Origin of the sequence: Bradyrhizobium sp. SZCCHNS3002 (assembly GCF_032377435.1) — a bacterium.
Taxonomy (GTDB): Bacteria; Pseudomonadota; Alphaproteobacteria; order Rhizobiales; family Xanthobacteraceae; genus Bradyrhizobium.
In genome coordinates this window covers 298,414-323,329 of sequence record NZ_JAUHHY010000005.1, presented here as the reverse complement: position 1 = coordinate 323,329, position 24,916 = coordinate 298,414, and the positions used below count along the sequence as shown (strand labels likewise).

The 24,916-nt window shown below is 65.5% G+C and carries 23 protein-coding genes; 14 read left to right on the top strand and 9 right to left on the bottom strand.

All coding sequences use genetic code 11. The features are described from left to right. Positions 1-24 precede the first annotated feature (24 nt). Genes QW845_RS13325 through QW845_RS13315 form a run of 3 tightly spaced genes read left to right on the top strand, consistent with a single transcriptional unit; the run spans position 25 to position 3,520 of the window. Complete coding sequence (locus QW845_RS13325) at positions 25-1,566, top strand: sugar ABC transporter ATP-binding protein (RefSeq protein ID WP_315802029.1); 1,542 nt, start codon at positions 25-27, stop codon at positions 1,564-1,566. Then, positions 1,563-2,543, top strand: a complete 981-nt coding sequence (locus tag QW845_RS13320) for an ABC transporter permease (protein ID WP_315802028.1) — start codon at positions 1,563-1,565, stop codon at positions 2,541-2,543. Before QW845_RS13325 ends, QW845_RS13320 begins: the two co-directional genes overlap by 4 nt. Next, positions 2,540-3,520, top strand: coding sequence for an ABC transporter permease (locus tag QW845_RS13315; protein WP_315802027.1), 981 nt, complete (start codon positions 2,540-2,542; stop codon positions 3,518-3,520). Before QW845_RS13320 ends, QW845_RS13315 begins: the two co-directional genes overlap by 4 nt. Before the next feature lie 58 nt (positions 3,521-3,578). On the opposite strand, the gene QW845_RS13310 is transcribed toward QW845_RS13315, so the two are convergent. The 8 genes from QW845_RS13310 to QW845_RS13275 all read right to left on the bottom strand — a co-directional run bounded on the left by QW845_RS13310 (position 3,579) and on the right by QW845_RS13275 (position 11,465). Continuing rightward, entirely contained in the window at positions 3,579-4,274 is a 696-nt protein-coding gene (locus QW845_RS13310; RefSeq protein ID WP_315713534.1) for an ABC transporter ATP-binding protein, read from the bottom strand. Then, positions 4,274-5,023 (bottom strand): ABC transporter ATP-binding protein, encoded by a 750-nt coding sequence (locus QW845_RS13305; RefSeq protein WP_315802026.1) that lies wholly within the window; start codon positions 5,021-5,023, stop codon positions 4,274-4,276. Before QW845_RS13305 ends, QW845_RS13310 begins: the two co-directional genes overlap by 1 nt. Then, complete coding sequence (locus tag QW845_RS13300; RefSeq protein WP_315802025.1) at positions 5,020-6,312, bottom strand: branched-chain amino acid ABC transporter permease; 1,293 nt, start codon at positions 6,310-6,312, stop codon at positions 5,020-5,022. Before QW845_RS13300 ends, QW845_RS13305 begins: the two co-directional genes overlap by 4 nt. Continuing rightward, positions 6,309-7,256: a branched-chain amino acid ABC transporter permease gene (locus QW845_RS13295; RefSeq protein WP_315802024.1), complete on the bottom strand. Its 948-nt coding sequence runs from the start codon at positions 7,254-7,256 to the stop codon at positions 6,309-6,311. The genes QW845_RS13300 and QW845_RS13295 overlap by 4 nt, the downstream gene beginning before the upstream one ends. A 118-nt stretch (positions 7,257-7,374) precedes the next feature. Next, entirely contained in the window at positions 7,375-8,607 is a 1,233-nt protein-coding gene (locus QW845_RS13290; RefSeq protein ID WP_315802023.1) for a branched-chain amino acid ABC transporter substrate-binding protein, read from the bottom strand. Positions 8,608-8,635: 28 nt separating this feature from the next. Then, the gene (locus QW845_RS13285) at positions 8,636-8,857 is read right to left on the bottom strand and encodes a hypothetical protein (protein WP_315802022.1); all 222 of its coding nucleotides are present in this window, start codon (positions 8,855-8,857) and stop codon (positions 8,636-8,638) included. Beyond that, positions 8,854-10,125, bottom strand: a complete 1,272-nt coding sequence (locus tag QW845_RS13280; RefSeq protein ID WP_315802021.1) for a serine hydrolase domain-containing protein — start codon at positions 10,123-10,125, stop codon at positions 8,854-8,856. Before QW845_RS13280 ends, QW845_RS13285 begins: the two co-directional genes overlap by 4 nt. Before the next feature lie 119 nt (positions 10,126-10,244). Continuing rightward, positions 10,245-11,465 (bottom strand): ABC transporter substrate-binding protein, encoded by a 1,221-nt coding sequence (locus QW845_RS13275; protein ID WP_315802020.1) that lies wholly within the window; start codon positions 11,463-11,465, stop codon positions 10,245-10,247. Between the two features lie 278 nt (positions 11,466-11,743). Here QW845_RS13275 and QW845_RS13270 point away from each other — a divergent pair, with 278 nt between their 5' ends. Both QW845_RS13270 and QW845_RS13265 read left to right on the top strand, forming a co-directional pair. Next, complete coding sequence (locus QW845_RS13270; RefSeq protein WP_315802019.1) at positions 11,744-12,436, top strand: TetR/AcrR family transcriptional regulator; 693 nt, start codon at positions 11,744-11,746, stop codon at positions 12,434-12,436. Positions 12,437-12,492: 56 nt separating this feature from the next. Next, the gene (locus tag QW845_RS13265; protein WP_315802018.1) at positions 12,493-14,538 is read left to right on the top strand and encodes an acetoacetate--CoA ligase; all 2,046 of its coding nucleotides are present in this window, start codon (positions 12,493-12,495) and stop codon (positions 14,536-14,538) included. Positions 14,539-14,559: 21 nt separating this feature from the next. Here QW845_RS13265 and QW845_RS13260 read toward each other — a convergent pair whose 3' ends face one another. Further along, the gene (locus tag QW845_RS13260) at positions 14,560-15,465 is read right to left on the bottom strand and encodes a ribonuclease Z (protein WP_315802173.1); all 906 of its coding nucleotides are present in this window, start codon (positions 15,463-15,465) and stop codon (positions 14,560-14,562) included. Positions 15,466-15,701: 236 nt separating this feature from the next. Here QW845_RS13260 and dinB point away from each other — a divergent pair, with 236 nt between their 5' ends. The 9 genes from dinB (at position 15,702) to QW845_RS13215 (ending at position 24,653) form a co-directional block, all read left to right on the top strand. Beyond that, positions 15,702-16,808: a DNA polymerase IV gene (gene dinB, locus QW845_RS13255; RefSeq protein WP_315802017.1), complete on the top strand. Its 1,107-nt coding sequence runs from the start codon at positions 15,702-15,704 to the stop codon at positions 16,806-16,808. 164 nt (positions 16,809-16,972) lie between these two features. After that, positions 16,973-17,794 carry a sulfurtransferase/chromate resistance protein gene (locus QW845_RS13250; protein ID WP_315802016.1) on the top strand — a complete coding sequence of 274 codons (822 nt, stop codon included), beginning with the start codon at positions 16,973-16,975 and terminating at the stop codon, positions 17,792-17,794. Further along, the gene (gene chrA, locus QW845_RS13245) at positions 17,791-19,182 is read left to right on the top strand and encodes a chromate efflux transporter (RefSeq protein ID WP_315802015.1); all 1,392 of its coding nucleotides are present in this window, start codon (positions 17,791-17,793) and stop codon (positions 19,180-19,182) included. Before QW845_RS13250 ends, chrA begins: the two co-directional genes overlap by 4 nt. Positions 19,183-19,298: 116 nt before the next feature. After that, positions 19,299-19,967, top strand: coding sequence for a Crp/Fnr family transcriptional regulator (locus QW845_RS13240; RefSeq protein ID WP_315802172.1), 669 nt, complete (start codon positions 19,299-19,301; stop codon positions 19,965-19,967). Between the two features lie 89 nt (positions 19,968-20,056). After that, positions 20,057-20,260 carry a DUF2892 domain-containing protein gene (locus QW845_RS13235; RefSeq protein WP_315802014.1) on the top strand — a complete coding sequence of 68 codons (204 nt, stop codon included), beginning with the start codon at positions 20,057-20,059 and terminating at the stop codon, positions 20,258-20,260. Between the two features lie 69 nt (positions 20,261-20,329). Next, positions 20,330-21,232, top strand: a complete 903-nt coding sequence (locus QW845_RS13230) for an MBL fold metallo-hydrolase (RefSeq protein ID WP_315802013.1) — start codon at positions 20,330-20,332, stop codon at positions 21,230-21,232. Positions 21,233-21,383: 151 nt separating this feature from the next. Continuing rightward, a complete protein-coding gene (locus QW845_RS13225) occupies positions 21,384-21,725 on the top strand; it encodes a hypothetical protein (protein WP_315802012.1) in 342 nt (113 codons plus the stop codon). 178 nt (positions 21,726-21,903) lie between these two features. Then, a complete protein-coding gene (locus QW845_RS13220; RefSeq protein WP_315802011.1) occupies positions 21,904-24,018 on the top strand; it encodes a protein-disulfide reductase DsbD family protein in 2,115 nt (704 codons plus the stop codon). Beyond that, positions 24,015-24,653 (top strand): DsbA family protein, encoded by a 639-nt coding sequence (locus QW845_RS13215; protein ID WP_315802010.1) that lies wholly within the window; start codon positions 24,015-24,017, stop codon positions 24,651-24,653. Before QW845_RS13220 ends, QW845_RS13215 begins: the two co-directional genes overlap by 4 nt. Positions 24,654-24,916: the final 263 nt, after the last annotated feature.

Here is a 24,916-nt window from a genome sequence, read left to right as displayed (position 1 = left end):
GCCCAAACGACTGGGGAAGCAAGCATGATCGCGGCTGAGCCGCTGTTTCGCGCCGTAGGACTGTCCAAACGCTACGGCGGCGTGATCGCTCTCGACGGTGCGGACCTGGAGGTCCACCCCGGCCGCATCCACGCCATTCTCGGCGAGAACGGCGCCGGCAAGTCGACGCTGATCAAGCTGATGGTCGGCGTGGTCGCACCGGACGAAGGCCGGATGACGCTCGAAGGGCGCGAGGTCGCCTTCAGCGGTCCCTCCGCCGCGAATGATGCCGGCGTCGTCTGCATCTTCCAGGAGCTGTCGCTGATTCCCGACCTATCGGTCGCGGACAACATCATGATCTCGCATCCGCCGACGCGGTTCGGCATGATCGACCGGCGCGCCCAGCGCCGGCTTGCCGAGGAGGCGCTACACCGCGCCGGCGCCGGCGACATTCATCCGCGCGCGCTGGTGAAGGACCTGCCGCTGTCGCGCCGGCAGATGGTCGAGATCGCGAAAGCGCTGTCGCGGCGGCCGAAGATCCTGATCCTCGACGAGGCGACCTCGGCGCTGACCGCCTCCGACGTGACCAAGGTGTTCCAGGTGCTGAAGCGCCTGCGCAGCGAGGGGCTGGCCCTGCTCTACATCTCCCACCGCATGCACGAGATCGCCGAGCTCGCCGACGATTGCAGCGTATTCCGCAACGGGCGCCGCATCTCGACCTTCCCGGCCGGCACCAGAACGGATGCCGAAGTGATCGAGCTGATGATCGGCCGCGAGTACAAGCACGCCTTCCCGGAAAAGCCGCCGCGAAAAGCCGACGGCCGGCCGCCCGCGCTGCAATGCACGAGCATCAGTTGGGGCGACCGGCTGAAGGACATCTCGTTCTCGCTGCAGGCCGGAGAGATCATCGGACTCGGCGGGCTCGACGGCCAGGGCCAGCGCGAGCTGCTGCTGGCGCTGTTCGGCGTGCTGCGCGACTGCCGCGGCGACATTCTGATCGACGGCAACAAGGTGACGATCGACAGCCCCGTCACTGCCAAGTCGGAGCGCATCGGCCTCGCGCTGATTCCGGAGGACCGCAAGACCGAAGGACTGATGCTGCCGATGTCGGTGCGCGACAATCTCTCGGCCGCCGCCTTTGACCGGTTCGCGACATTCGGCATCGTCGACCGGCAGCGGCAATCGGCGCTGATCGAGGAGATGATCCGCCTGATCGAGATCAAGACCGCCTCCCCCGATCTCGCCGTCAGCGCGCTCTCCGGCGGCAATCAGCAGAAGGTCGTGATCGCGAAATGGCTGATGAACAAGCCGCGCATCATCCTGCTCAACGATCCGACGCGCGGCATCGACGTCGGCACCAAGCAGGAGATCTACCGGCTGCTGCGCCGGCTTGCCGACGAGGGCGCCGCGATCCTGCTCTATTCGACCGACTATGACGAGCTGATCGGCTGCTGCGACCGCGTGCTGGTGATGTATGATGGCGCGATCAGGCGCCAGCTTGCGGGCGCCGAGATCACCGAGCGCGCGCTGGTCAGCAGTGCGCTCAATGTCGACGAGGGCGAGCGAGCGGAAGCGAGTCTGGCATGACCGAGTGGCGGTACTGGCTCGCCGAACAGCGCGGCACACTGCTCGCGATCGGCATCTTCGTCGCGATGTTCGTGCTCTATGCGACCAATCATCCGGCCGGCTTCAGCGCCAACATGGTGCAGACCGCGGCCAACAAGGCGACGCTGCTGGCCTTCGTCGCCATGGCGCAGGCGATCGTGGTGATCACCGCCGGCATCGATCTGTCCGTCGGCATGATCCTCACACTGACCAACTGCCTCGCGTCCTGGATCGTGGTCGGCACCGCCACCGAGACCGCGCTCGGCGTCGCCGGCGTGCTCGGCACCGGCATCGTCTGCGGCATGATCAACGGCGCGATCGTGATTTTCGGTCGCCTGCAGCCGATCGTGACCACGATCGCCACCGGGGCGATGTACTACGGCCTCGCGCTGTTCCTGCGGCCCAATCCCGGCGGATCCGTCAACGAGACGCTGGCGGATGCCTTGACGGGACGTCTGTTCGGCGTGCTGCCCACGAGCCTCGTGGCGCTGGCCGCGGCGGCGCTGCTGATCTGGGTGCCGTACAGCCGCTCGGTCGTCGGCCGCGCCGCGTTCGCGACCGGCTCCTCCGAGGTCGCCGCCTACATGTCCGGCGCGCCGATCCGCGCGGCCAAGTTCGTCGCCTACACCCTGGCTGGCCTGCTGTCGGCGATCGGCGGCCTGTTCCTGACGTTCTTCTCCTACACGGGCGAGGCCGCCTATGCGAGCGGCAATGCCTACACCCTGTTCTCGATCGCGGCCGTGGTGCTCGGCGGCGTATCGCTGATGGGCGGACGCGGCAGCGCGATCGGGGCGATCTTCGGCGCACTCGCGTTCCGGACCATCGGCGATCTGCTGTTCGTGTTCGATTTCGATCCGCTGTGGCAGCCGCTGTTCCAGGGGCTGGTGCTGATGCTCGCGGTCTCGATCGGCGCGTTCGGCCTGGTGCGGGTGCGCAATCGGCTGGAGTGGTTCGGATGAGCGACGCAACGGCACCACAACCGGCCCATCGCGGGATCGCCATGCTGCGTCGGATCGATCCGGCGGTGGCGGCCTCGTTCGGCTGCATCGTGCTGCTGCTGCTGGTCGGCAGCCTGTATTCGCGCAGCTTCCTGTCGCCGGATTATCTGCTGCAGCAGTTGAAGGTCGCGAGCTTCCTGGGCGTGATCGCCACCGGCATGATGCTGGTGATCCTGCTCGGGCAAATCGATCTCTCGGTGCCGTGGGTCGTGACAACGGGCGCGATGATGGCCTGCGCGGCGGCCGCTCATGGCACGACCGGCGCCATCATCGCGATTCCCTGCGGCATTCTCTGCGGCGCCGCCATCGGTGTCCTGAACGGCATCGGCGTCGCCTATCTGCGCATTCCCTCGATGATCATCACGCTGGCGACCAATGCGGTCGCGCAAGGCCTGATGGTGGCCTACACCGGCGGCTTCGCGCCGCAGGATTCCGCCTCCAAGGCGATGCGCTATCTCGCCACCGGCACGATCGTGCCCGGCCTTCCCAATGCGGTGCTGGTCTGGGCGATCATCGGCGGCGCAGCGATCTGGCTGTTGTCACGGACCACGTTCGGGCGCGCCATCTATGCCATCGGCAATCGCGAGCGCGCGGCCTATCTCTCAGGGATCGATACACGCCGCATCACCATGCTGGCGTTCGCGCTGTCCGGCGCGCTGTCCGCCTTCGGCGGCGTGCTGCTCGCGGGCTACGCGTCGAAGGCGGCGCAGTCGATGGGCGATGCCTATCTGCTGCCCTCGATCGCCGCCGTCGTGCTCGGCGGCACGCACATTCTCGGCGGCCGCGGCAGCTATCTCGGCACCGTCGCCGGCGTCGTGCTGATCACCCTGCTGCAGTCCATCCTGTCGGTGATGCAGATCAGCGAGGCCGGCCGCCAGCTGATCTACGGCGCGGTGATCATCCTGATGCTCCTGATCTACGGCCGCCAGAAGCTGTGATCGAACAGCGACTGGTCCCGCAAGCCGGCTGGTGATCTGCGACGGATGCCGCTGCACCTCACACTTCGAGCCACTCCTGCCGGACCGCGGTGTTGGCCTTGAGCTGATCCGGCGTTCCTTCGAACACGACGCGGCCGTGGCCCATGACATAGACGCGCTTCGAGATCCGCATCGCGATCGAGAGCTTCTGCTCGACAAGCAGGATCGCGACGCCAGCCGCCGCAATCCGGGCGATCAGGTCGCCGACCTGCTGTACGATCAGCGGCGCCAGACCTTCGGTGGGTTCGTCGATCATGATCAGGTCGGGGTCACCCATCAAGGTCCGGCAGGTGGTCAGCATCTGCTTCTCGCCGCCCGACAGCACGCCAGCCGGCGTATCGGCGCGCGCGGCGAGATTGGGAAACATGTCGAGCATGTCCTGGAGGCGCCACTTCCCCGGCCGCCGGGTGTCCTTGATGCCGAGCACGAGATTTTGCCGCACGGTGAGGCTCGGAAAGATGTCGCGATGCTCGGGCACATAGCCAAGCCCAAGGCGCGCGATCTTGTAGCTCGGCAAGCCGGCAATGTCCCGGCCCTTGAAGCGGATCGTCCCCTGCGGACTGACCTCGCCCATGATCGCCTTCACGGTGGTCGAGCGGCCGACGCCGTTGCGGCCGAGCAGGCTCACCACTTCGCCAGCAGCGACGTCGAGGTCGACGCCCTGGAGGATGTGACTCTTGCCGTAATAGGCGTGGAGGTTCCTGACTTCGAGCATCAGTGGGCCTCCTCGCCGAGATAGGCTTCCCTCACTTTCGGGTCCCGACGGATCTCCTCCGGCGTGCCCGACGCGATGATGTGGCCGTAGACCAGCACCGAGATGCGATCGGCGAGACCGAATACCACGCTCATGTCGTGCTCGACGATCACCAGCGTCCGCCCCTCGGTGAGCCGCCGGATCAACGAGACGGCGCGCTCGGTCTCCGCATGGCTCATCCCGGCCGTCGGCTCGTCGAGCATGACGACCGTCGCACCGCTCGCAATGGTGACCCCGATCTCCAGCTCGCGCTGCTCGGCATAAGTCAACAACCCCGCGGGGATGTCACGCCGATGCGTGAGGTGGATGTCATCGAGGATCTGGGCGGTCCGCTCGCGCACCTCCGGCAGGCTGTCGACGTTCTTCCAGAACGCGTAGCGATGTCCTGTCGCCCACAGCACGGCGCAGCGGACGTTCTCCCACACGGTCATGCGGGCGAACACGTTGGTGACCTGGAACGAGCGCGACAGGCCGCGCCGGTTGATCTCGAACGGCCGCAGGCCCGAGATGACCGCGCCGTTCAATCGCACCTCGCCCGAGGTCGGCCTGATATGCCCGCTGATGAGGTTGAACGTGGTGGACTTGCCAGCGCCGTTCGGGCCGATGATGGCGTGACGCTCGCCCTGGGCGACGCTCAGGTTGAGGTCGCGGATGACGCCGACATTGCCGAAGCGCTTTTCGACGGCACGGACTTCGATGGCCGCGGTCATGCCAGATACCCCCGATCACGCGCCACGGTGGCGGCCCCGTCCCAGGCTCCGGCAATCCGCTGCCACGTCGACCGCGCGACGAAGAAGCCGGCGACCACCAGAATCGCGGCGACGCCCCATGTCACGGGGGATTGCGGATTGAAGGCCACGCCGAACAGGTTGATGGCGTCGCCACCCGAATAACGCGCGACCGTCTCGATGGTCAGGATGACGCCGCAAGCGAACGCCGCGGTCGGCACGATGGCAACGAGATAGGACGGGATCACCATTCCGAGCGTTCCGGCACGGACCAGCGGCCGGTGCATCATCAGCAGACCGGCGATGCCACCGGGTGAGAACATGACGATGCCGATGAAGATGATGCCGAAATAGAGCTGCCAGACGCTGGTGAGGCTCGTCAGCCCAAGCTGGAGATAGGTCACCAGGATCGCGCCGAGGATCGGACCGAAGAAGTAGGCCGTCCCACCGATGAAGGTCGCGAACAGCACGAGGCCCGACTGGATTGCACCGAGATAGGCGGAGTTCGCGATCTCGAAGCTGATCGCCGCGAGGCCGCCCGCGACGCCGGCGAAGAATCCGGCGAAACAATAGGCGAGATAGCGGACGACGTGCGGATCATAGCCGATGAACTGGACCCGTTCGGGATTGTCGCGCACCGCATTGCTGATCCGCCCCAGGGGCGTCCGGGTCAGCGCATACATCGCGATTGCCGATAGCACCAGCCAGAACGCGATCAGGTAATAGACCTGCAGCTGCGGCCCGAAGGTCCAGCCGAACATGCGCGGCAGAGCGGTGCGGTCCGTGGTGATGCCGGCTTCGCCGCCGAACACCGAGCGCAGGATCAGCGACGACGACGCCACGAGCTCGCCGATGCCGAGCGAGATCATCGCAAACACCGTGCCGGCGCGCTTGGTCATGACCCAGCCGAGGATGATCGCGAAGGCGAGGCCGCCCAGCCCGCCGAACAGCGGAATGAAGGGCAGCGGAATCGGCCAGCCATGCGCCACCACCGCATTCATCATGTGACAGGCCGCGAAGCCGCCCAGGCCGTAGTGAACCGCGTGACCGAACGACAGCAATCCGGTCTGACCGAGGAGGATGTTGTAGGAGAGCGCGAAGACGATCGCGATCCCGATGAGGCTGAACGAGGTCAGCGATCCTCCCGAATTGAAGAGCAGCGGCAGCACGATCAGCACGGCCACGCCGATCACCCAGACGGCATAGAAGCGGAGACGGGATCCGGCGGGCTCTGCCGCGAGATGAGACGCGGAGGTCACTGCTGCGGTCATGATTCGCGAGTCCCCATCAGGCCCACGGGGCGCACGATCAGGACGAGCACCAGCAGCAGGTAGGGAACGATCGGCGCGACCTGCGCGATCGTCACGTTCCAGATGTCGGTGAGCACCGATGGCCCGGCGGATGGATCGAGCGGGCCGAAGGCGCTCGCCAGCGAGCCGTTCAGCGCCACGGCGAAGGTCTGCACCAGGCCGATCACCAGCGAAGCGATGAAGGCGCCCGGCAGCGAGCCCAGGCCGCCGAACACGATCACCACGAACAGGATCGGCCCGAGCGCCGCGGCCATGTCGGATTGCGTCACCAGGGCGGGACCGGCGATGACGCCGGCGAGACCGGCCAGCGCGCTGCCGACCCCGAACACCACCATGAACACGCGTCCGACATTGTGGCCGAGATGGCCGACCATATGGGGATGGGTCAATGCCGCCTGAACGATCAGGCCGACCCGGGTGCGCTTGAGCACGATCAGCAGCGCCACGAAGATCGTCACCGACACCGCCAGCATGAACAGCTTGTAGGCCGGATAGTTGGTCGAGAAGATCGTGAATGCGGGAAAGTCCAGCAGCGCCGGGACGCGGTAGTCGAGCGGCGTCTTGCCCCAGATCATCGAGACGATTTCCTCGATCGCGAATGCGAGGCCGAAGGTCAGCAGCAGCTCGGCGACGTGACCATGCTTGTGCGTGTTGCGCAGACCGTAACGCTCGACCGCCATGCCGATGGCCCCGACGAGGAGCGGCGCGAGCAGGAGGGCCGGCCAGAAGCCGACCCATTTCGTGAGCTGGAAGCCGAAGAAGGCGCCGAGCATGTAGAAGCTGGCGTGAGCAAAATTGAGCACCCCCATCATGCTGAAGATGACGGTCAGCCCGCTCGACAGCAGGAACAGCAGCATGCCGAACAGCACGCCGTTGAGGGTGGAGATGACGATGAGTTCAAGCACGGTGCACCCGCGAATGTCCGGGGCCTCGATGCCCCGCCGCTCATTCCCTAACAGATCGACGCAGGGCCGACGCCGCTTCCCGCACGGTGAGGCCGTGCGGGAAGCCAGCGCCGATCGATTACGGCCGCGCCATCTTGCACGTCGTCGACACCATGGCCTGGGGCGTATCGACCCTGGAGACCAGGTGCCATCCCCAGCCGGTGTTCTCCTCGTCGAACGGCTCGTTCGCCGCGAGCTTGCCGAAGGACGAGACGTAGATCGGCTGGAAGAACTGGTGATCATCCTTGCGCATGAAGCCGGTGCCGCCATCCAGCACCTCGAGCTTGAGGTCCTCGAGCGCGGCCGCGACCTTCACCGGGTCGATGGAGTTGGCCTTCTCGGCCGCCGCCTTGAACATGCGCATCTCGTTGACCGCCCGCGGATACCACAGCGACATGTTGACCTTGGCGCGGAACGCCTTCTCGTAATCCATCGCAGCCTGATGGCCCGAATTGGCGAAGCCTTCGGTCAGCTGAAAGACCTGATGATCCAGGCCCGTCTGCTTGATGGCGGTCGGGCCGCCGGCGCCGCCCGCGTAATAAGTGTACCAGTTGACCTTCAGGCCGGCATCCGCGGCGGCCTTGAGCAGCAGCGCGATGTCCTGGCCCCAGTTGCCGGTGATGACGCTGTCGGCGCCGGACGCCTTGATCTTGGCAATGTAGGGCGAGAAGTCCGTGATCTTCAGCAGCGGATGCAGCTCGTCGCCGACGATCTGGACATCGGGTCGCTTCGCCGCCAGCATCTTGCGCGCGTCGCTGCGGACCGACTGGCCGAACGAATAGTCCTGATTGATCAGATACACCTTCTTGATGGACGGGATGTCCTTCATGTAGTTGGTGAGCGCCTCCATCTTGATGTCCGAGCTGGCGTCCCAGCGGAAATGCCAGTAGCTGCATTTCTCATTGGTCATGCTCGGATCGACGGCGGCATAGTTGAAGTACAGCACTTCCTTGCCGGGGTTGCGCGTGTTGTGCTTGTTGACGAAATCCTCCAGCGCGAGCCCGACGGACGATCCGTTGCCTTGCGTGATGTAGCGGACGCCGGCGTCGATCGCCTTCTGGGCCTGGACCAGGCTCTCTTGCGGATTGGTCTTATTGTCGAACGGCACGATCTCGACCTTATGGCCGAGAATGCCGCCCTTGGCGTTGAGCTCGTCGGCCAGGTACTGGAACGTCTTCAGGCCGCCCTCGCCAACGCTGGCGCCGCCGCCGGACAGCGGATCGATATAGCCGATCTTGACGGTGTCTTCGGCCTGCGCGGCATGACCGAGCATCGGGACGATCAGGGCAATGGCTAAAGTTAACTTGCGCATAGTTTTGTTTCCTCGCTGGCTGTCGACTTCAGTCGATCGATCGATGCGCATGATCGCGCAATTTGAAGAAGCACTGAGCAGAATAACGGCCGGATGACAAGCTCGGCATGAGATGAAGCCGTGTTTGCCGCTCCGGCAATGGGCCGGCGAGCAGCTCACCGCCGATCGGACGTTTCATCGAGCGGAATGTGGCGTCCACATCGTGGACATATTCTCCCATCTCTCGGAGATGACGGCACTTGCCGGTCATGTCGCTTGTTCCACAATGTGGGACAGCGCGGCGTAGGTTCCCCGCTGATAGACGGGAAGAGCACGGCGGCCGGCAGCGCCCCGCCCAGTGGCAATCGTGGCCCCCGTCCCCGCCGAGACCGGCACGTGATGCTGAATCAGATAGATCATGATCAGGTCATTGACCGGATCGGCCTGCCACCAGGTGCCGAAGATGCCGGGCCAGGTCATCGAGCCCGGTGCGCCACAGGCATAGGGATTGCCGACGGCCTCCTCGGCGATCGCCAGTCCGAGCCCAAATCCGGAGGTCTGCCACAGCGGCATGCCGGCGAAGGGTATCTGGCGCTGCCCATCGGTCAGCCGATTGGTTCGCATCAGATCCACAGTTGCAGGCCGCAGCAACCTGACGCCGCCCAGCTCGCCTCCTCCGAGCAGCATGCGCGCGAACCGATGGTAGTCCGGCGCGGACGAGATCAGCCCGCCGCCACCCGGCGTATAGGCCGGCGGCTCGTCATACATGACCGGCTCGACCTTCGCGAGCCGCCCCGTCGTCTCGTCATATCCGTACAGGCTCGCCAGGCGATTTCGCTTGGCGAGCGGCAACCAGAAATCGCTGTCGTCCATGCCGAGCGGCGCGAAGATGCGCTCCTGCAGTACCTGCCGGAACGGCTTGCCTTCGACCCGGCCGATCAGGAAGCCGAGCACGTCGGTCGAGTGGCCGTAGTGGAATCGGTCACCGGGCTGATAGGCCAGCGGTAGCGCGCCGAGCGCCGCGAGCCATTCGTCCGGCGTCGAACGGTTCATCGCGGGATCGCCGAGCGCGCGCTCATAGGCGACCTTGAGCGGGCCTTCCGAGAAGAACGCGTAGGCGATGCCCGAGCGGTGCGTGAGCAGATCCTCGATGGTGATCGCGCGCTGGGCGGGCACGGTCTCGTCGAGCGGGCCGACGGCGTCGCGCATGACCCGTAAATCGGCCAGCTCTGGAATCCACTGGGAGACGGGGTCCGCCAAGGCGATCCTGCCTTCCTCGACCAGCATCATCGCCGCCACCGAGGTGATCGGCTTGGTCATCGACGCGATCCGGAACAACGTATCCGGGCGCATCGGGCTGTTCGTTTCGACGTCCCGCCAGCCGATCGTCTCGGCATGAACGATCTCGCCGCCGCGCGAGGTGAGAGACACGATGCCTGCGAGCTCGCCGCGATCGACGAATTCGGCGAGCGCCGGGCCGATCGCTGCAAGCGCCGCAGGATCGAAGCCCCGGCGGCGGCGGACGGCTTCACTGATCATGAGCGGCGCTCCGACGGACAGGGTTCAGCTTTCGGCGCCGGCCGGCGCGGATGACGGAGAGACAGCTGGGCATCCTGGCGCGCAAGCGACGCCCGGACAGGCCATGGCCGACGAGAGGATCAGTCCGCCTTGAAGTCGTCGGTCAGGATCGGACCCGAGATGATCCAGCGCTGACCGTCGAATTTCATCATCTGGAATTGCTTGCTGATGCGGTAATCGTCGGGCGTTGTCGTCACCGACATTCCAGGCAGCCCGAGATCGGGAACGAAGCCCTTAATGTTGGTCGCCTGCTTCATGATGTTGGCGCGCGTCAGCTCGTCACCGCATTGCCTGAGGATGTGGACGAGGAGAGCGGCCGTCGAGTAGCCATAGGTGGCGAAGCCGCTGTTGGCGTCCTCGCCGGGCGCGTATTTCGCCATGAACGCCTTGTAGCGCTTCATGCCCTCGTCATCGGCCCATTGCGGATCGAGCGGATCCTTGCCGTAGGCGACCGAGATGATGTCCTTGGCATTCTCGAGCCCCGCGGGCACGAGCACCTGACCGACCGCCGTCGCGTTGACCTCCAGGATGTGGACGGGCTTCCAGCCAAGCTCGGCGGCCTTCCTGATCGATTGCGCCGCGAATTTCGGCGTCGACATGTTGTAGAACAGATCGGCACCCGACGCCTTGAGCGTCACCAGCTGGGAATCGATCGTCGGGTCGGACAGCTCGTAGGACAGCTCTTTCACGATCATGCCGGCCTTGGCGCCCAGCCCGTCCTTCAGCCCCTTGACGTAATCTTTGCCGAGATCGTCGTTCTGATACAGGATGCCGATCTTCGCGTTCGGATGGTTCTCCAGAATATATCTTGCGTAGATGTGCGCTTCCGACTGGTAGTTCGGATTGGCGGAGATCGTCCACGGATAGTTCTTCGGATCGGTGAAACGGGACGCTCCACTTCCCGCCAGAAGCTGCGGGACGCCCTTGCCGTTCAGATATTTCTGGACCGCGGCGTTCGGCGGCGTGCCGATGATCTGGAACGTGGTCAGCACCTCGTCGCTTTCGACCAGCTTGCGCACCTGCTCCACCGTCTTCGGCGGACTGTAGGCGTCGTCATACTGGATGAGGTTGATCTTGCGCCCGTTGACGCCGCCCTGCTCGTTGATCATGCGGATATAGGCCGCTTCCGCCTTGCCGATGGCCCCGAAAGCAGAAGCCGGCCCGCTGAGCGGGTTGGTCTGGCCGATCTTGATCTCGGTGTCGGTGGCGCCGACGTCGTATGTCTTCTGCGCGAACGCCGGGCCAGAAAGGGCCACGCCGAGCATCAGCAGGGCGGCCGCCGTCGACTTGAACCGTGTCATGTGTCCTCCCGTGTGCGGCTGATTCATGGCCAGCCGATTGTCCTTGATGAGCGCGCGACCAGACTGGCAGCGCGCTGCCCGCCGCCCGACCGTCGACCGCTATCCATCAGGTCTCCGAGACCTACCGTCCGGCCGGCCGCCGGTCAAGTTCATTCATTTAGCACTAAATGAAAATGTTGGAAGCCCGAAGTCCCGCTTGACCGGGCGCGCCCACCCCCTCATCGTCAAAATGACAACGGCGCCGTTCCTGCGCGCGCCGATCAGGGACCACGGAGAGCATGCCAGCAGAGCCGAAGCCCGAGGGGCGCCGCACGCGCGCGGAACAGCGCGCGACGACGGTGAAGCTCATCCTCGACACCAGCGAGGAGCTGTTCGCGCAGCTCGGCTATTTCGGCGTGACGATCAAGGATGTGGCCGACAGGATGGGCATCCATCCTGCGCTGATCCATTACTACTTCGAGGGCAAGAAAGCGCTGTTCGACGCCGTGTTCGAACGCCGCATGGAATACGCTGTCACGGTGCGCACGGCCGGGCTGGATGCCTACGAGGCCAAGGTCGGAGATCGCCCGACCGTGGAAGGCGCGCTGCGTGCCTATTATGATGGCGCGTTCGACGTCTACGTCAACGAAGAGGACAACTGGCGGCACTTCGGCCGCATCTTCGCGCAGGTCGCCAACGCGCCGGGCTATGGCGTGGAGATGATGGACACCTATCTCGATCCGCTGGTGCTGCGTCTCATCGGTCTGCTGCAGAAGGCGCTGCCCGACGCCAGGCCCGAGGATCTGTTCTGGAGCTTCCAGTTCACCTCCGGCGCCTATTCGCTGATCCTGTCACGGACCGGCCGCATCGACCGCCTGTCCGGCGGTCTGTGCAAGTCCGACGATTTCGTGGCCGTCCGCGAGCGGTTCGTGACCTTCATGGCCGGAGGCTTCAACGCGCTCTACAAGCGGCGGAAGCAGAAGTCGAAATGAGCGCCTCGGCGTCTCCCATCGGTCGACGCGATACAAACAACCAGCCGGAACCAATGATGACAGCTCCCTATATTCCGCAAATGGCCCTCTATCGCCAGTGGCTGAAGGATCATCGCGGCCTCCACTTCGAAAGCTTCGAGAAGATGCGGCAATGGTCCATCCGCGACCTCGACGGATTCTGGCGCAGCATCTGGGACTATTATGACCTGCAGTCGCCGACCGCGTTTTCGACTGTCCTGGGCAAGCGCACGATGCCGGGAGCGGTCTGGTTTCCGGGCGCTTCGGTCAACTACGCCCGGCAGGTATTTCGTCACGTCGAAGCCGCCGATGCGGCGGGCCTGCCCGCGATCGTCAGCAGTCACGAGGACGGCAGGCTCACGGAGACGACCTGGCCGGAGCTTCGGCGAAAGGCAGCCGCCCTGGCGCTGCATCTGCGCGAGCAAGGCGTGGCGCCCGGCGACCGGGTCGCCGCCTATCTGCCCAATATCCCCGAAGCCATGATCGCGTTTCTCGCTGCCGCGAGCATCGGCGCAATCTGGAGCGTTTGCGCGCCCGACATGGCCGCGCCCGCCGTGATCGACCGGTTCAAGCAGATCGAGCCCAAGGTGCTGATCGCCTGCGATGCGGTCACCTATGCCGGCCGCCGGCACGATCGCCGCGATGTCGTCGAGGAGCTGCGGCGGTCGTTGCCAACGGTCGGTCACGTCATCCTGCACAGCGACGATGCCGGCGCGCCGGTCGCCGGGGGCGTCCATCTCTCGGATGTCCTGTCACGAACAGGCCCTGGCGTCGATGCCTTCGAACCGGAGTGGCTTCCCTTCGATCATCCGCTCTGGATCGTGTATTCGAGCGGCACCACCGGATTGCCGAAACCGATCGTGCATGGTCACGGCGGCATCATCATCGTCACGCTCGCGCTGCTTGGGCTGCACAACGACATCGGCTGCTCCTATCAGCCGAATTCGTTCGGCGAGCGCTATCACTGGTACAGCTCGACCGGCTGGATCATGTGGAACAACCAGGTCGGCGCGCTTCTCAACGGCACCACGTGCTGCATCTTCAACGGCAGCCCGGCCGGGCCCAAGGATCATCCGGACTGGACCACACTGTGGCGGTTCGTGGCGAACTCGAAGTCGACCTTCTTCGGCGCCGGCGCGGCGTTCTTCGCGAGCTGCGTCAAGGCTGATATCAACCTGGCCGACGCGGGCGATCTGTCCCGACTGCGTTGTCTCGGGTCCACCGGCTCGCCGCTCAGTGCCGACACGCAGGCCTGGTTCGATCAGCGGTTCGCGGAGCTGTCGCGGGTCAATGGCAGCCGGGCGCAGGCGCAAATGTGGTGGTCCAACATCTCCGGCGGCACCGACTTCGCCGGCGCCTTCATCTGCGGCAACCGCGAATTGCCGCAGATGCCCGGAACCATGCAATGCCGCGCACTCGGCGCGGCCGTCGAGGCCTTCAATGACCAAGGCGAGCCTGTCATCGGCGAAGTCGGAGAGCTCGTCTGCACCGCGCCGATGCCGTCGATGCCGCTGCGGTTCTGGAACGATTCGGGGAATGCGCGCTATCTCGCGAGCTACTTCGACGCCTTCGAGGCGCGCGCGGGCGGGCCGGTCTGGCGACATGGCGACTGGCTCAAGGTCAATCCGGATGGCTCCTGCATCATCTATGGCCGCAGCGACGCGACCATCAATCGCCACGGGCTGCGCATGGGAACGAGCGAATTGTACTCGGCCATCGAGGCGCTGCCGGAGATCCTGGATTCGCTGGTCGTCGATCTCGAATATCTCGGCCGAGACAGCTACATGCCGCTGTTCGTGGTGCTGCGCGACGGGGTCGCGCTTGATGCGGCGATGAAGCGGAAGATCAACATGGCGGTCGAAGCCGGCCTGTCGCGGCGTTTCGTGCCTGACGAGATCTTTGCGGTTGCCGAGATCCCGCGCACCTTGTCCGGCAAGAAGCAGGAGCTGCCGATCAAGAAGCTCCTGCTCGGGCAGCCGCTCGATAAGGTCATCAACCGCGACGCCATGGCCAATCCCGGTTGTCTCGACTGGTACATCGCGTTCGCCCAGAGCCGTTTGCAGAGCGGCTCAGGCGCGACATAGCAGACGCGCCCGAGCGAGCAGCTAGACCATCAGCCGATCGAAATCGACCGCAACATGGCTGTTGGTAAAAATCTCCCGCGCCTCGCCGAGGATCTCCTCGTCGGGATAGCGGCCGGAGATGTGGTTCAGGACAAGCTGCCCGACGTTGCTCGACGCCGCGAGCCCGGCAGCCTCCGCGGCCGTCAGGTGGCCGTAGTCACGAGCCATGGCCGAATCCCGCCGGAGAAAAGTGGCCTCGATCACGAGCATGTCCGCGTCGCGAACATGCTCGTGCAGACCCTCGGTCGTTTCAGCATCGCCGACGATGACGAGCTTTTTCGGTCCCTGCGGAGGCCCCAGAACATCCTCCGGATCGATGGTTCGTCCGTCCTCCAGCGTGACCGGCCGGCCCTCCGCCAATGCCTTCCGCACGGGCCCATCAGGGACCGCGAGCGCCGCCAGACGGTCTGGCAGCAGATGGCGGCGAACTTGACCTGCGAATTCGAAGCCGAAGCTGTCGGTGTCGCGGTGCCGGACGGGAAAGCAGTTGATCGTAAACTCGCCGGCATCGAGAACCGTCCCGCGCCCGAGCGGAACGAGCTCGAGCGGGATCGGCGCGCGGCCCTCTCCCCACAGCCCCGCGAGCATTCGGACCACGACATCGAGCGTGTCGGGGCTGCCGTGGACGCGCATGATGTCAGCGCTCCTGCGCAGCCGCAGGGTGGAAAACAGTCCGGGAATGCCGAGGACATGGTCGAAATGGCCGTGGGTGAGCAGGATCCGATCGAGCCGGCGAAAGCCTGCCCCACTGCGGAGCAGCTGACGCTGGGTCCCCTCGCCGCAATCGACGAGAATGCGATGCCGGCCTGCTCGAACGAGAAGGGCTGGATGATTGCGGTCCGCCGACGGAACGCTCGCCGAGGTCCCCAGGAAAGTGAGCTCGAACATCACAGCCGCTTCAGGCCCATGGTCGCAGCGTCGTGAGCGGCTTTGACGACAGGTCCCGGCTGCGCTGCTTCGTCCCGATCACGGTCGGCGGTCCCTTTTCTCATGAGCGTGTTTCCCTCGTCGCCGATGAAAGGCTGTGAGGGAGAGGGACATCGCAACGTCCTTGTAAGGGGCGTTGCTGGTAGCCAGCACTCGGCTGTGCAGACTTCATCGCCTCGCTCTGATAGAGCTTGACCATGCCAAGCTCCGGTCCGGAACAGGATGCCGCACCGCCGGCAACCCGCAAGATCATCCACATCGACATGGATGCATTCTACGCGTCGGTCGAGCAGCGGGACAATCCCGAGCTGCGCGGCAAGCCCGTGGCCGTCGGAGGCTCGCGCGAACGCGGTGTCGTGGCAGCCGCAAGCTACGAGGCTCGGGCGTACGGCGTGCGCTCGGCGATGCCGTCGGTGACGGCAAAACGCCAGTGCCACGACCTGATATTCGTCAAGCCTCGCTTCGAGGTCTACAAGGCCATCAGCCAGCAGATCCGCGCCATCTTCGCCCAGTACACGCCGGTCATCGAGCCTTTGTCGCTGGACGAGGCCTATCTGGACGTCACCGAAAATCTGCAAGGCATTCCGCTGGCACGCGACATCGCCTTGCAGATCCGGGCCAAGATCAAGGCCGAGACCGGACTCAATGCCTCCGCGGGAATCTCCTACAACAAGTTCCTCGCCAAGCTGGCCTCGGACCATCGCAAGCCCAATGGCCAATACGTCATCTCGCCGGAGATGGGTCCGGCCTTCGTGGAGGGGCTGCCGGTCGGCAGGTTTCACGGCATCGGCCCGGCGACCGCCGCGAAATTCAACGCGCTCGGAATTCATACCGGGCTCGACATCCGCAATCAGACCCTGCCCTTCCTCCAGCAGCACTTCGGCAAGGCCGGCCACCACTACTATTGGATCTCGCGCGGCATCGACAATCGCCCGGTCCGCGCCAATCGCATCCGCAAATCAGTCGGCGCCGAAAACACCTTCTCGACCGACCTGACCGACTTCGAACCGATGCTGGCGGAGCTGCAGCCGCTGATCGACAAGGTCTGGCAGCATTGCGAAGCCAGCGGCAACCGAGGCCGGACGGTCACCTTGAAGGTCAAGTTCGCGGACTTCGACATCATGACGCGCAGCAGGTCCGTCGCCAACCTGGTCGCGAGCCGGGAGGACCTGGCACGCTTGTCCATTGCTCTCCTGCAGAGCGAGATGCCCTTGGCCAAGCCGGTGCGCCTCCTCGGCGTTTCGCTGTCATCCTTGCAGCAGCACGACACCGGCGTGGAAGCCCAGCTTCCCTTGCTGATCTGAGGCGGGTCGGCCCCGATAGCGATCGCGACGGTCCCCGATCGTTCCAGCAACGGGACGGGTTGACAGCCGAACAACCGAGCGCTTTATTCTGCCGCACGGGGATGTGCGATCTCCCCGCGAGGCGACATGCCCAAGAATCGCGTCCTGGTCACCAAGGGCGCAGCATGTCATCATCATATACGTCCATCTCACCCGAAAAATTGTCTCGACTGATCGGCACGGCGGCCGCGCCGGCGCTCGTCGACGTGCGTATCGACGAGGATTTCGCCGCCGACCCGCGCCTCATCCCCGGCGCCGTCAGGCGTTCGCATCTCGATGTCCAGCAATGGGCGCCGAGCTTCACCGGCCAATCCGTCATCGTGGTCTGTCAGAAAGGCAAGAAGCTCAGCGAAGGCACCGCAGCCTGGCTCCGGTGCAGCAACATCGCGGCCGAGGTCCTCGACGGCGGACACGTCAGCTGGAGGGAGGCGCAGCTCCCGACTGTGCCCGCGAACAGGATTCCCGCGAGGGACAGCCGCGGCAGCACGGTCTGGGTCACGCGATCACGTCCGAAGATCGACCGCATCGCCTGTCCATGGCTGATCCGCCGCTTCGTCGACCCCGCCGCGGTCTTCCTGTTCGTGACACCGGCCGAGGTGGAAGCGGTCGCCGAGCGCTTCCAGGCCACGGCCTTCGACGTCGAGAACGTCTTCTGGAGCCATCGCGGCGAACTTTGCACCTTCGACATCATGGTCGAAGAGTTTGGCCTGCGGACGCCGGCATTGGAGCGACTCGCCACGATCGTGCGCGCCGCGGATACGGCGCGGCTCGATCTGTCTCCCGAGGCTCCCGGACTGCTCGCGGCTTCACTCGGGCTGTCGCGAATGTACGACGACGATCTGGAGCAGTTGAGCGCAGGGCTTCTGCTCTACGACGCCTTCTACCGCTGGTGCCGCGACGCCACCAAGGAGGCGCACAACTGGCCGAACAGCAAGGTGAAGTCATGACGGACATCGCAGCATCGCGAAAACCGGTTGCGGCCGAGCACACCCATGGCATCTCCTTCAATGACGCGCTTCTGGTGTGGATCCGGGTGGCCTGTCTGAGTTTCGGCGGCCCCGCCGGCCAGATCGCGGTCATGCATCGCATCCTCGTCGAGGAGAAGAACTGGATTTCGGAGAGCCGCTTCCTGCATGCCCTGAACTACTGCATGCTGCTGCCGGGACCCGAGGCGCAGCAGCTTGCGACCTATATTGGCTGGCTGCTGCATCGGACCACCGGCGGCATCGTTGCGGGCACGCTCTTCATCCTGCCGGGCATTTTCGCCATCATGGGCCTTAGCTACATCTATGCAGCCTATGGCCATGTCGGCGTCGTCGACGCCTTGTTCTTCGGCCTCAAGGCGGCGGTGCTGGCGATCGTGATCCAGGCCGTGGTCCGCGTCGGCAAGCGCGCGCTACGCAATCGGATCATGATCGGGCTGGCGGCGGCGGCGTTCGTCGCGATCTTCTTCTTCGGGGCGCCGTTTCCGACCATCATCATTGCCGCCGGAGTCATCGGCTTCGTCGCTGCCCGCCTCGGCCGGCCGGAGTTCGCAGCCCTCGAGCACGGCGGCAAGAACGCCGGCGCGATCGACAGCATGCTCGGCGAAGCCGTGCCGGATCACGTCCGTCCGAACGCGTCGCGCGCGCTGCGGGTGGCGGCCGTCTGGCTCGCGATCTGGCTCGTCCCCGTCTTCGCCCTGCTGACCCTGCTCGGGCCGAACGACGTCTTCGGTCAGATCGCGATCTTCTTCAGCAAGATGGCGATGGTGACGTTCGGCGGCGCCTACGCCGTGCTCGCCTACGTCGCGCAACAGGCCGCGGAGTACTATCACTGGGTTGCTCCGCGCGAGATGCTCGACGGCCTCGGCATGGCGGAGACGACTCCCGGTCCCCTGATCATGGTCGTCCAGTTCGTGGGCTTCATGGCCGCGTTCCGCGGGGCGAGCGGGCTGTCTCCCATGCTCGCCGGCACACTGGGCGGACTGCTGGCGACGTGGGTGACGTTCGCGCCCTGCTTTCTCTGGATCTTCGTCGGCGCCCCCTACATCGAGGCGCTGCGGGGAAACAAGGCGCTCGCCGGCGCGCTCTCGGCGATCACGGCCGCCGTCGTCGGCGTGATCCTCAATCTCTCGATCTGGTTCGCGCTGCACACCCTGTTTCGCGAAACCTTTCCGATCCATGGATTCGGCCTGTCATTCGACGCGCCGCTGCCGGCGAGCATCGATCTGCCGGCCGTCGTCCTGTCGATCGCGGCGGCGACCGCCATCTTCCGCTTCAACATGGGAATGCTCGTCGTCCTCGCCGCCTCGTGCATCGCGGGCATGCTGATGCGCGTTGCAGGCGCCATCTGAGCGCTGTGACGGCCGCTGGATGCGCTAGCGCCGATCCGGCGTGTCCCATCGCTCGACCCGCTCGCGGTCCTGTGGCAAATTTGGGCGATGCCGATGGGGCGCAGCCGGATGTGGTAATGTCGTCGAAGCAGGACTGGACGCTCGCTTTCCCGCCGTTGCGACAACTGCCGGAGGAGATCTTCGCGCAGTTGCGCGAGGCCAGCCTTATCGTCGAGCTTCCGGAAGGCAGCCGGATTTTCGGCCCCGGTCAGGCGCCGGATTCCTTTCTGCTGCTGCTGGACGGGACCATCCGCGTGCAGCAGACGTCCGAGTCCGGCCGCGAGATCGTGCTCTACCGCGTCCAGGCAGGCGAAAGCTGCGCGCTGACCACGGCCTGCCTGATGGGTTACGAGGAATACCAGGCCGAGGGGATCGCGGAGACCCGGATCCGTGCCGTGGCGATCCCGCGCGCGCTGTTCGACCGGCTGATCGCCAACTCGCGCGAATTCCGACAGTTCGTCTTCACCGCGTTCAGCCGCCGCGTCACCAATCTCTTCCGCATCATCGAGGAAGTCGCGTTCGAGCGGATCGATGTGCGGCTCGCGCAGAAGCTTCTGGATCTCGCGGGGACAAAGCAGCAGATCGCTGCAACGCATCAGGAGCTCGCCAACGAGCTCGGCAGCGCACGCGAGGTCATCAGCCGGCAGCTCAATGAATTCGCGCGGCGCGGCTGGTTGCGAATGGCTCGCGGAATCGTCGAGATCACCGACAGACCGGCGCTTGTCCACCTGGCCCAGCATGGCTAGGAACCGGCGTCTCTTGGTGACTTAGTTACATACCCGCGCTGTGTCCCGCTCTATCGTCTGCATCATCGCAAGCCAAAGGGGAGCGCGACATGACACAGAACATTGGCAAGATCGACCGGCTGCTCAGGATCATCGTCGGACTGGCGATCCTCAGTCTGACGGTCGTAGGACCGCACACCCTGTGGGGCCTTCTGGGCCTGATCCCGCTCGGCACCGCACTGATCGGCTGGTGCCCGCCCTACGCGATGCTCGGCATCAATACATGCGGAACGAAATCCAATTCGATGTCTTAGACCGCGCAGGACGACAAACGCGCCGTGGGCGGCGATGCCGCCCCGGAGCCAAATCGTGGAGCAGCAGCCATGTCCTATCGAATCGATTCCTATCCAATCGATCTCCGCATGCAGCCGAAGGTGGCCGGATTTTTCGATCCTGACACCAGCACGATCAGCTACGTGGTGAAGGATCCGTCATCGCCGTCCTGCGCGATCGTCGATCCCGTCCTCGACATCGACTACGCGGCCGGCCGCATCAGCACCCGCTCCGCCGACATGCTGATCGACTACGTGAAGATCAACGGCCTCAGGCCGGAGTGGCTGATCGAAACGCATGCGCATGCCGACCATCTCTCTGCTGCGCCCTACATCCAGGACAAGCTCGGCGGCAAGATCGGCATCGGCGAGCATATCCTGACCGTGCAGGAGACCTTCGGCAAGGTCTTCAACGAGGGCACGGAGTTTCGTCGCGACGGCAGCCAGTTCGACCGGCTGTTCAAGGATGGCGACACCTATCAGGTGGGGCAGATGACGGCCTTCGTGATGCACACGCCCGGCCATACGCCGGCCTGTGCCACACATGTGATGGGCGATGCCGCTTTCGTCGGCGACACCTTGTTCATGCCGGACGGGGGAACGGCGCGGGCCGACTTTCCAGGCGGCAATGCGCGCACGCTGTACCGCTCGATCCGGAAGATCCTTGAGACGCTGCCGCGCGAGACCCGGCTGTTCATGTGTCACGACTATGCCCCCGACGACCGCGCGGTGCGCTGGGAAACGACCGTCGGCGAGGAGCGGCTCCGCAACATCCACGCCCGAGACGGGATGACCGAGAACGAGTTCGTCGCGCTCCGCGAGGCCCGCGACAAGACGCTCGGCATGCCGCGCCTGATCATTCCATCGCTGCAGGTCAATATCCGCGCCGGACATCTGCCTCCGGCGGACGCGACGGGAAAGACATTCCTGAAGGTACCGATCAACGTACTTTGAGAACCACTCGCTTTGCTCACGCGATGCCGGTTTGGCCGCAGGTTCGCGGCGTCACGAAGATGTCAGTTGCCAACAGCGGCCGGTCTGCGCGACCAGTCCAGACTGGAGACGATGGTCCACGATGAGGCGTGCTGAACTTGAGATGCCCGCGATGACACGCCGCCTGATAGCGGCGCTGATCGCGCTCGTCTTGAGTCTGGCGCCTCTGCTCGGAACCTTCGAGGCTGCAACGGCCGATGCCGGCGCCGGTGCGCTCCAATGGTCCCGAACGACCACCAGCGCGCCCAAGCCCTGCAGGAAGGCCGTCGTCCCGGGCATGATCAACACGTGTCCGTTTGCCGCGGCGGGTCTGACTGCCGTCCCCGCGAGCGACAGTGGGGCGGCACAGCCGGTTGCCGCGTCCCGGACGCTGTCCTGGCGCCCCTATGACGAGGCGCTGACGACGCAATGCGACGCGTCCTCGCCCTACCGTCCCCCCTGTCGCCACGCCTGATCCTTCCGTCGTCGTCGGCTCGCGGGCCGCGTAACGTCGTGACTTGAGCGGACGAATATCCACCATCGATCGTGCGTCGTGCAGGTCGGCTTAAGGTGCCCATTGCCAGGCGCGCCTTGCGCCGGGTCGCGCAGCGCAACTGCCACCGCAACGCACGATCAGCGCGCGGGAGATCATCATGTCCATCCGTCATCTTGGCCGGCTCGCATGGCTGCTCGGCCTGCTCCATCTTGCGGCGACGACCGCTGTCGCGGGCGAATTGCGACCGCAGGCGAACGTCGACACGCGCCTGCTGGTCGGCGACGTCACGCGAGCAGACGGCGGCCCGGCCGCGGCATGGGCCGGACTGGATGTCAGGCTGGATGCAGGCTGGCACACTTATTGGCGCTCGCCCGGCGACGCCGGCGCGCCGCCCGAATTCGACTGGACCGGCTCGCGCAACGTCGCCGATGTCACCGTCGAATGGCCGGCACCGAGCCGCTTCAGCGAGCAGGATATCGACACGTTCGGCTATGCCGAGCACGTGCTGTTTCCGTTGCGCGTGCGGCTCGAGGATGGCGCGGCGCCCGCGCATCTCACGCTGAAAACCGTGCTGTTCGTCTGCTCGGTCATCTGCACCCAGCAGGAGGCCCATCTCGAGGCCGACATCCCCGCCGTGTCGCGCCGGCCGAACGATCAGGCGCTGATCGACGAATGGCGGCAGAGCGTCCCGCGCGCGAGCGCGCCCGGGCTTTCCATCACGGCGTTGCGCATCGATCGGCAACCAAAGCCGCACCTGCAGCTCGAGGCGCATGCGACGCCGCCACTGCACGCGCCCGACGTCTTCCTTGATGGGAACGACGCCGTGTCCGGCGGCCGTCCCCAGGTGAGCCCGATGTCGGACGGCGGCGTCCGGATCACCGTACCGGTGCAAGGCCTCGATCAGGCCGGTCCGGTGCAACGTCTGCGGGTCACCCTGGTCGATGGCGATCGATCGATCGAAGCCATGCTTCCGGTGGATGCCGATCAAGCTGCTCGCGCTTCTGCGGCCAAAGCAGCCACAGCGGCACCGCGTCCTTCGGCGGCATCGATCTGGGCCATGCTCGGCGTGGCCCTGCTCGGCGGCTTCATCCTCAACTTCATGCCATGCGTGTTTCCGGTGTTATCGTTGAAGCTCGTTTCGCTGGTCGATCACGATCCCGCACGCGCGCCCTCGCCGCGCCGGGCATTCCTGGCGACGGCGGCCGGCATCGTCGCCTCATTCGTGACCCTTGCCACCGTCCTCTCCGCGCTCAAGGCCGCGGGCGCCGAAGTCGGCTGGGGCCTGCAGTTTCAGCAGCCAGCTTTCCTCATCGCGATGATCATCGTGCTCGCCGCATTCGGTGCCAACCTGCTCGGCCTGTTCGAGATCGGCCTGCCGTGGTGGATCGCCGGCCGCCTTGGCAACGCCGCGAGCCACAGGACGATGGCAGGTCATGCCATCAACGGCTTCGTCATGACGCTGCTGGCCACGCCGTGCTCGGCGCCGTTCGTCGGCACCGCCGTCGCCTTTGCGCTGTCGCAGGCCGCGCCGCAGATCCTGCTGGTGTTCACCACGCTCGGGCTCGGCATGGCAGCGCCCTATCTGTGTCTGGCCGCAGCGCCCGGCCTCGCCGCTCTCTTCCCGCGGCCCGGCCGCTGGATGCTGAAGCTGCGCGCCGTCGCAGCGGCCGCGATGGCGGCGACCGCGCTATGGCTGCTGACCGTGCTCGCCGACATCAGTGGCCCGGCGACTGCGGCCGTCCTCGCCGCTGCGCTGCTGGTCCCCACGCTGATCATGGCGGCGCTCCGTTTCCCGTTGCGGCGAACGATCGCTGGAGCCGGCCTCGCCGGCATGATCGGACTAACGCTAATCGCCGCCACCTCCATTAAGCAGCCGGATGGCGGAAGCCGACCGGCCGGAATCGCCTGGCAGCCGCTGGTGCCCGCCGAGATCGCGGCACAGGTGCGCGCCGGTCGCACGGTCTTCGTCGATGTCGGCGCCAGCTGGTGCGTCACCTGCAAGGTGAACGAGAAGCTCGTGCTCGACAGCACGGCCGTGCGCGGTCGCCTTGCGTCGGGTGTCGTTGCCGTCAGGGGCGACTGGACCTCCCCCAGCGACGCGATCGCGACCTATCTGCGATCCTTCGGCCGCTACGGCCTGCCGTTCAACGCCGTGTTCGGCCCGGGCGCTCCCGCCGGCATCGTGCTGCCCGAACTACTGACTCCACAGATCGTGCTCGACGCGATCGACACCGCCTCAACCACCCCTCATCAGGAGAACGACAAGTCATGACCACGAAGACCTTCGCCGCATCGATCGCGACGCTGCTGCTGCTCGCCACGGCGATCCTGCCGATCCAGGCCCGCGCCGAGGACGACGACACCGACATTCTGAGCGAAGCGCGCATCCTGCACGATCCCGCCATCCCCGCTGTCGGAAACGCCGAGGGCGACATCACGATCGTCGAGTATTTCGACTATCAGTGCCCGTATTGCCGCAAGATCAGCCCGGAGCTCGCCAAGGTGGTTCGCGACGACGGTCACGTCCGGCTCGTCTTCAAGGATTGGCCGATCTTCGGCGGCGCCTCGATCTACGCGGCCCGCCTCACCCTGGCGGCGAGATATCAGGACAAGTTCGCCGAGGCGCACGAGGCGCTGATTTCGCTGCACGACAAGCTGTCGGAAGCCAAGGTCGATGCGGCGCTCAGCGGCGCCGGAATCGATCTGGCCCGCGCCAAGGCCGACCTCGCGGCCAAGCACGCCGACATCGACGCCGTGCTCGCGCGCAATCACGAGCAGGCCACGGGCCTCGGCTTCCGCGGCACGCCGGCCTTCATCATCGGCCATTTCCGCATTCCCGGCGTCCCCAATGCCCAGGCTTTCAAGCAGGCCATTGCGGATGCCCGCGCGGCTGCATCCGCCAAGTGAGCGGGCCCCTGGCGCTCGCCACGGACACGCCGCGCCCCCAAGGTGCGGCTCAATGGCGGGTGCAAGGGTTAGGGTGATCTCGTTCCAGACGTCTGGGACAGCGGGGCTCCCTGACGCTTTCCGCGATGGAGCGAGGTCCTGATGCGGTCGGCCACCGCGGTCAGGCCGATCTCGGTATCAGTGAGGCGGTCGCCGCGGCCTCCGATCCCGCCGATTCCCACTGCCCCAAATCGATGCTACCAAGCCCAGATCGCCTGCCCGAT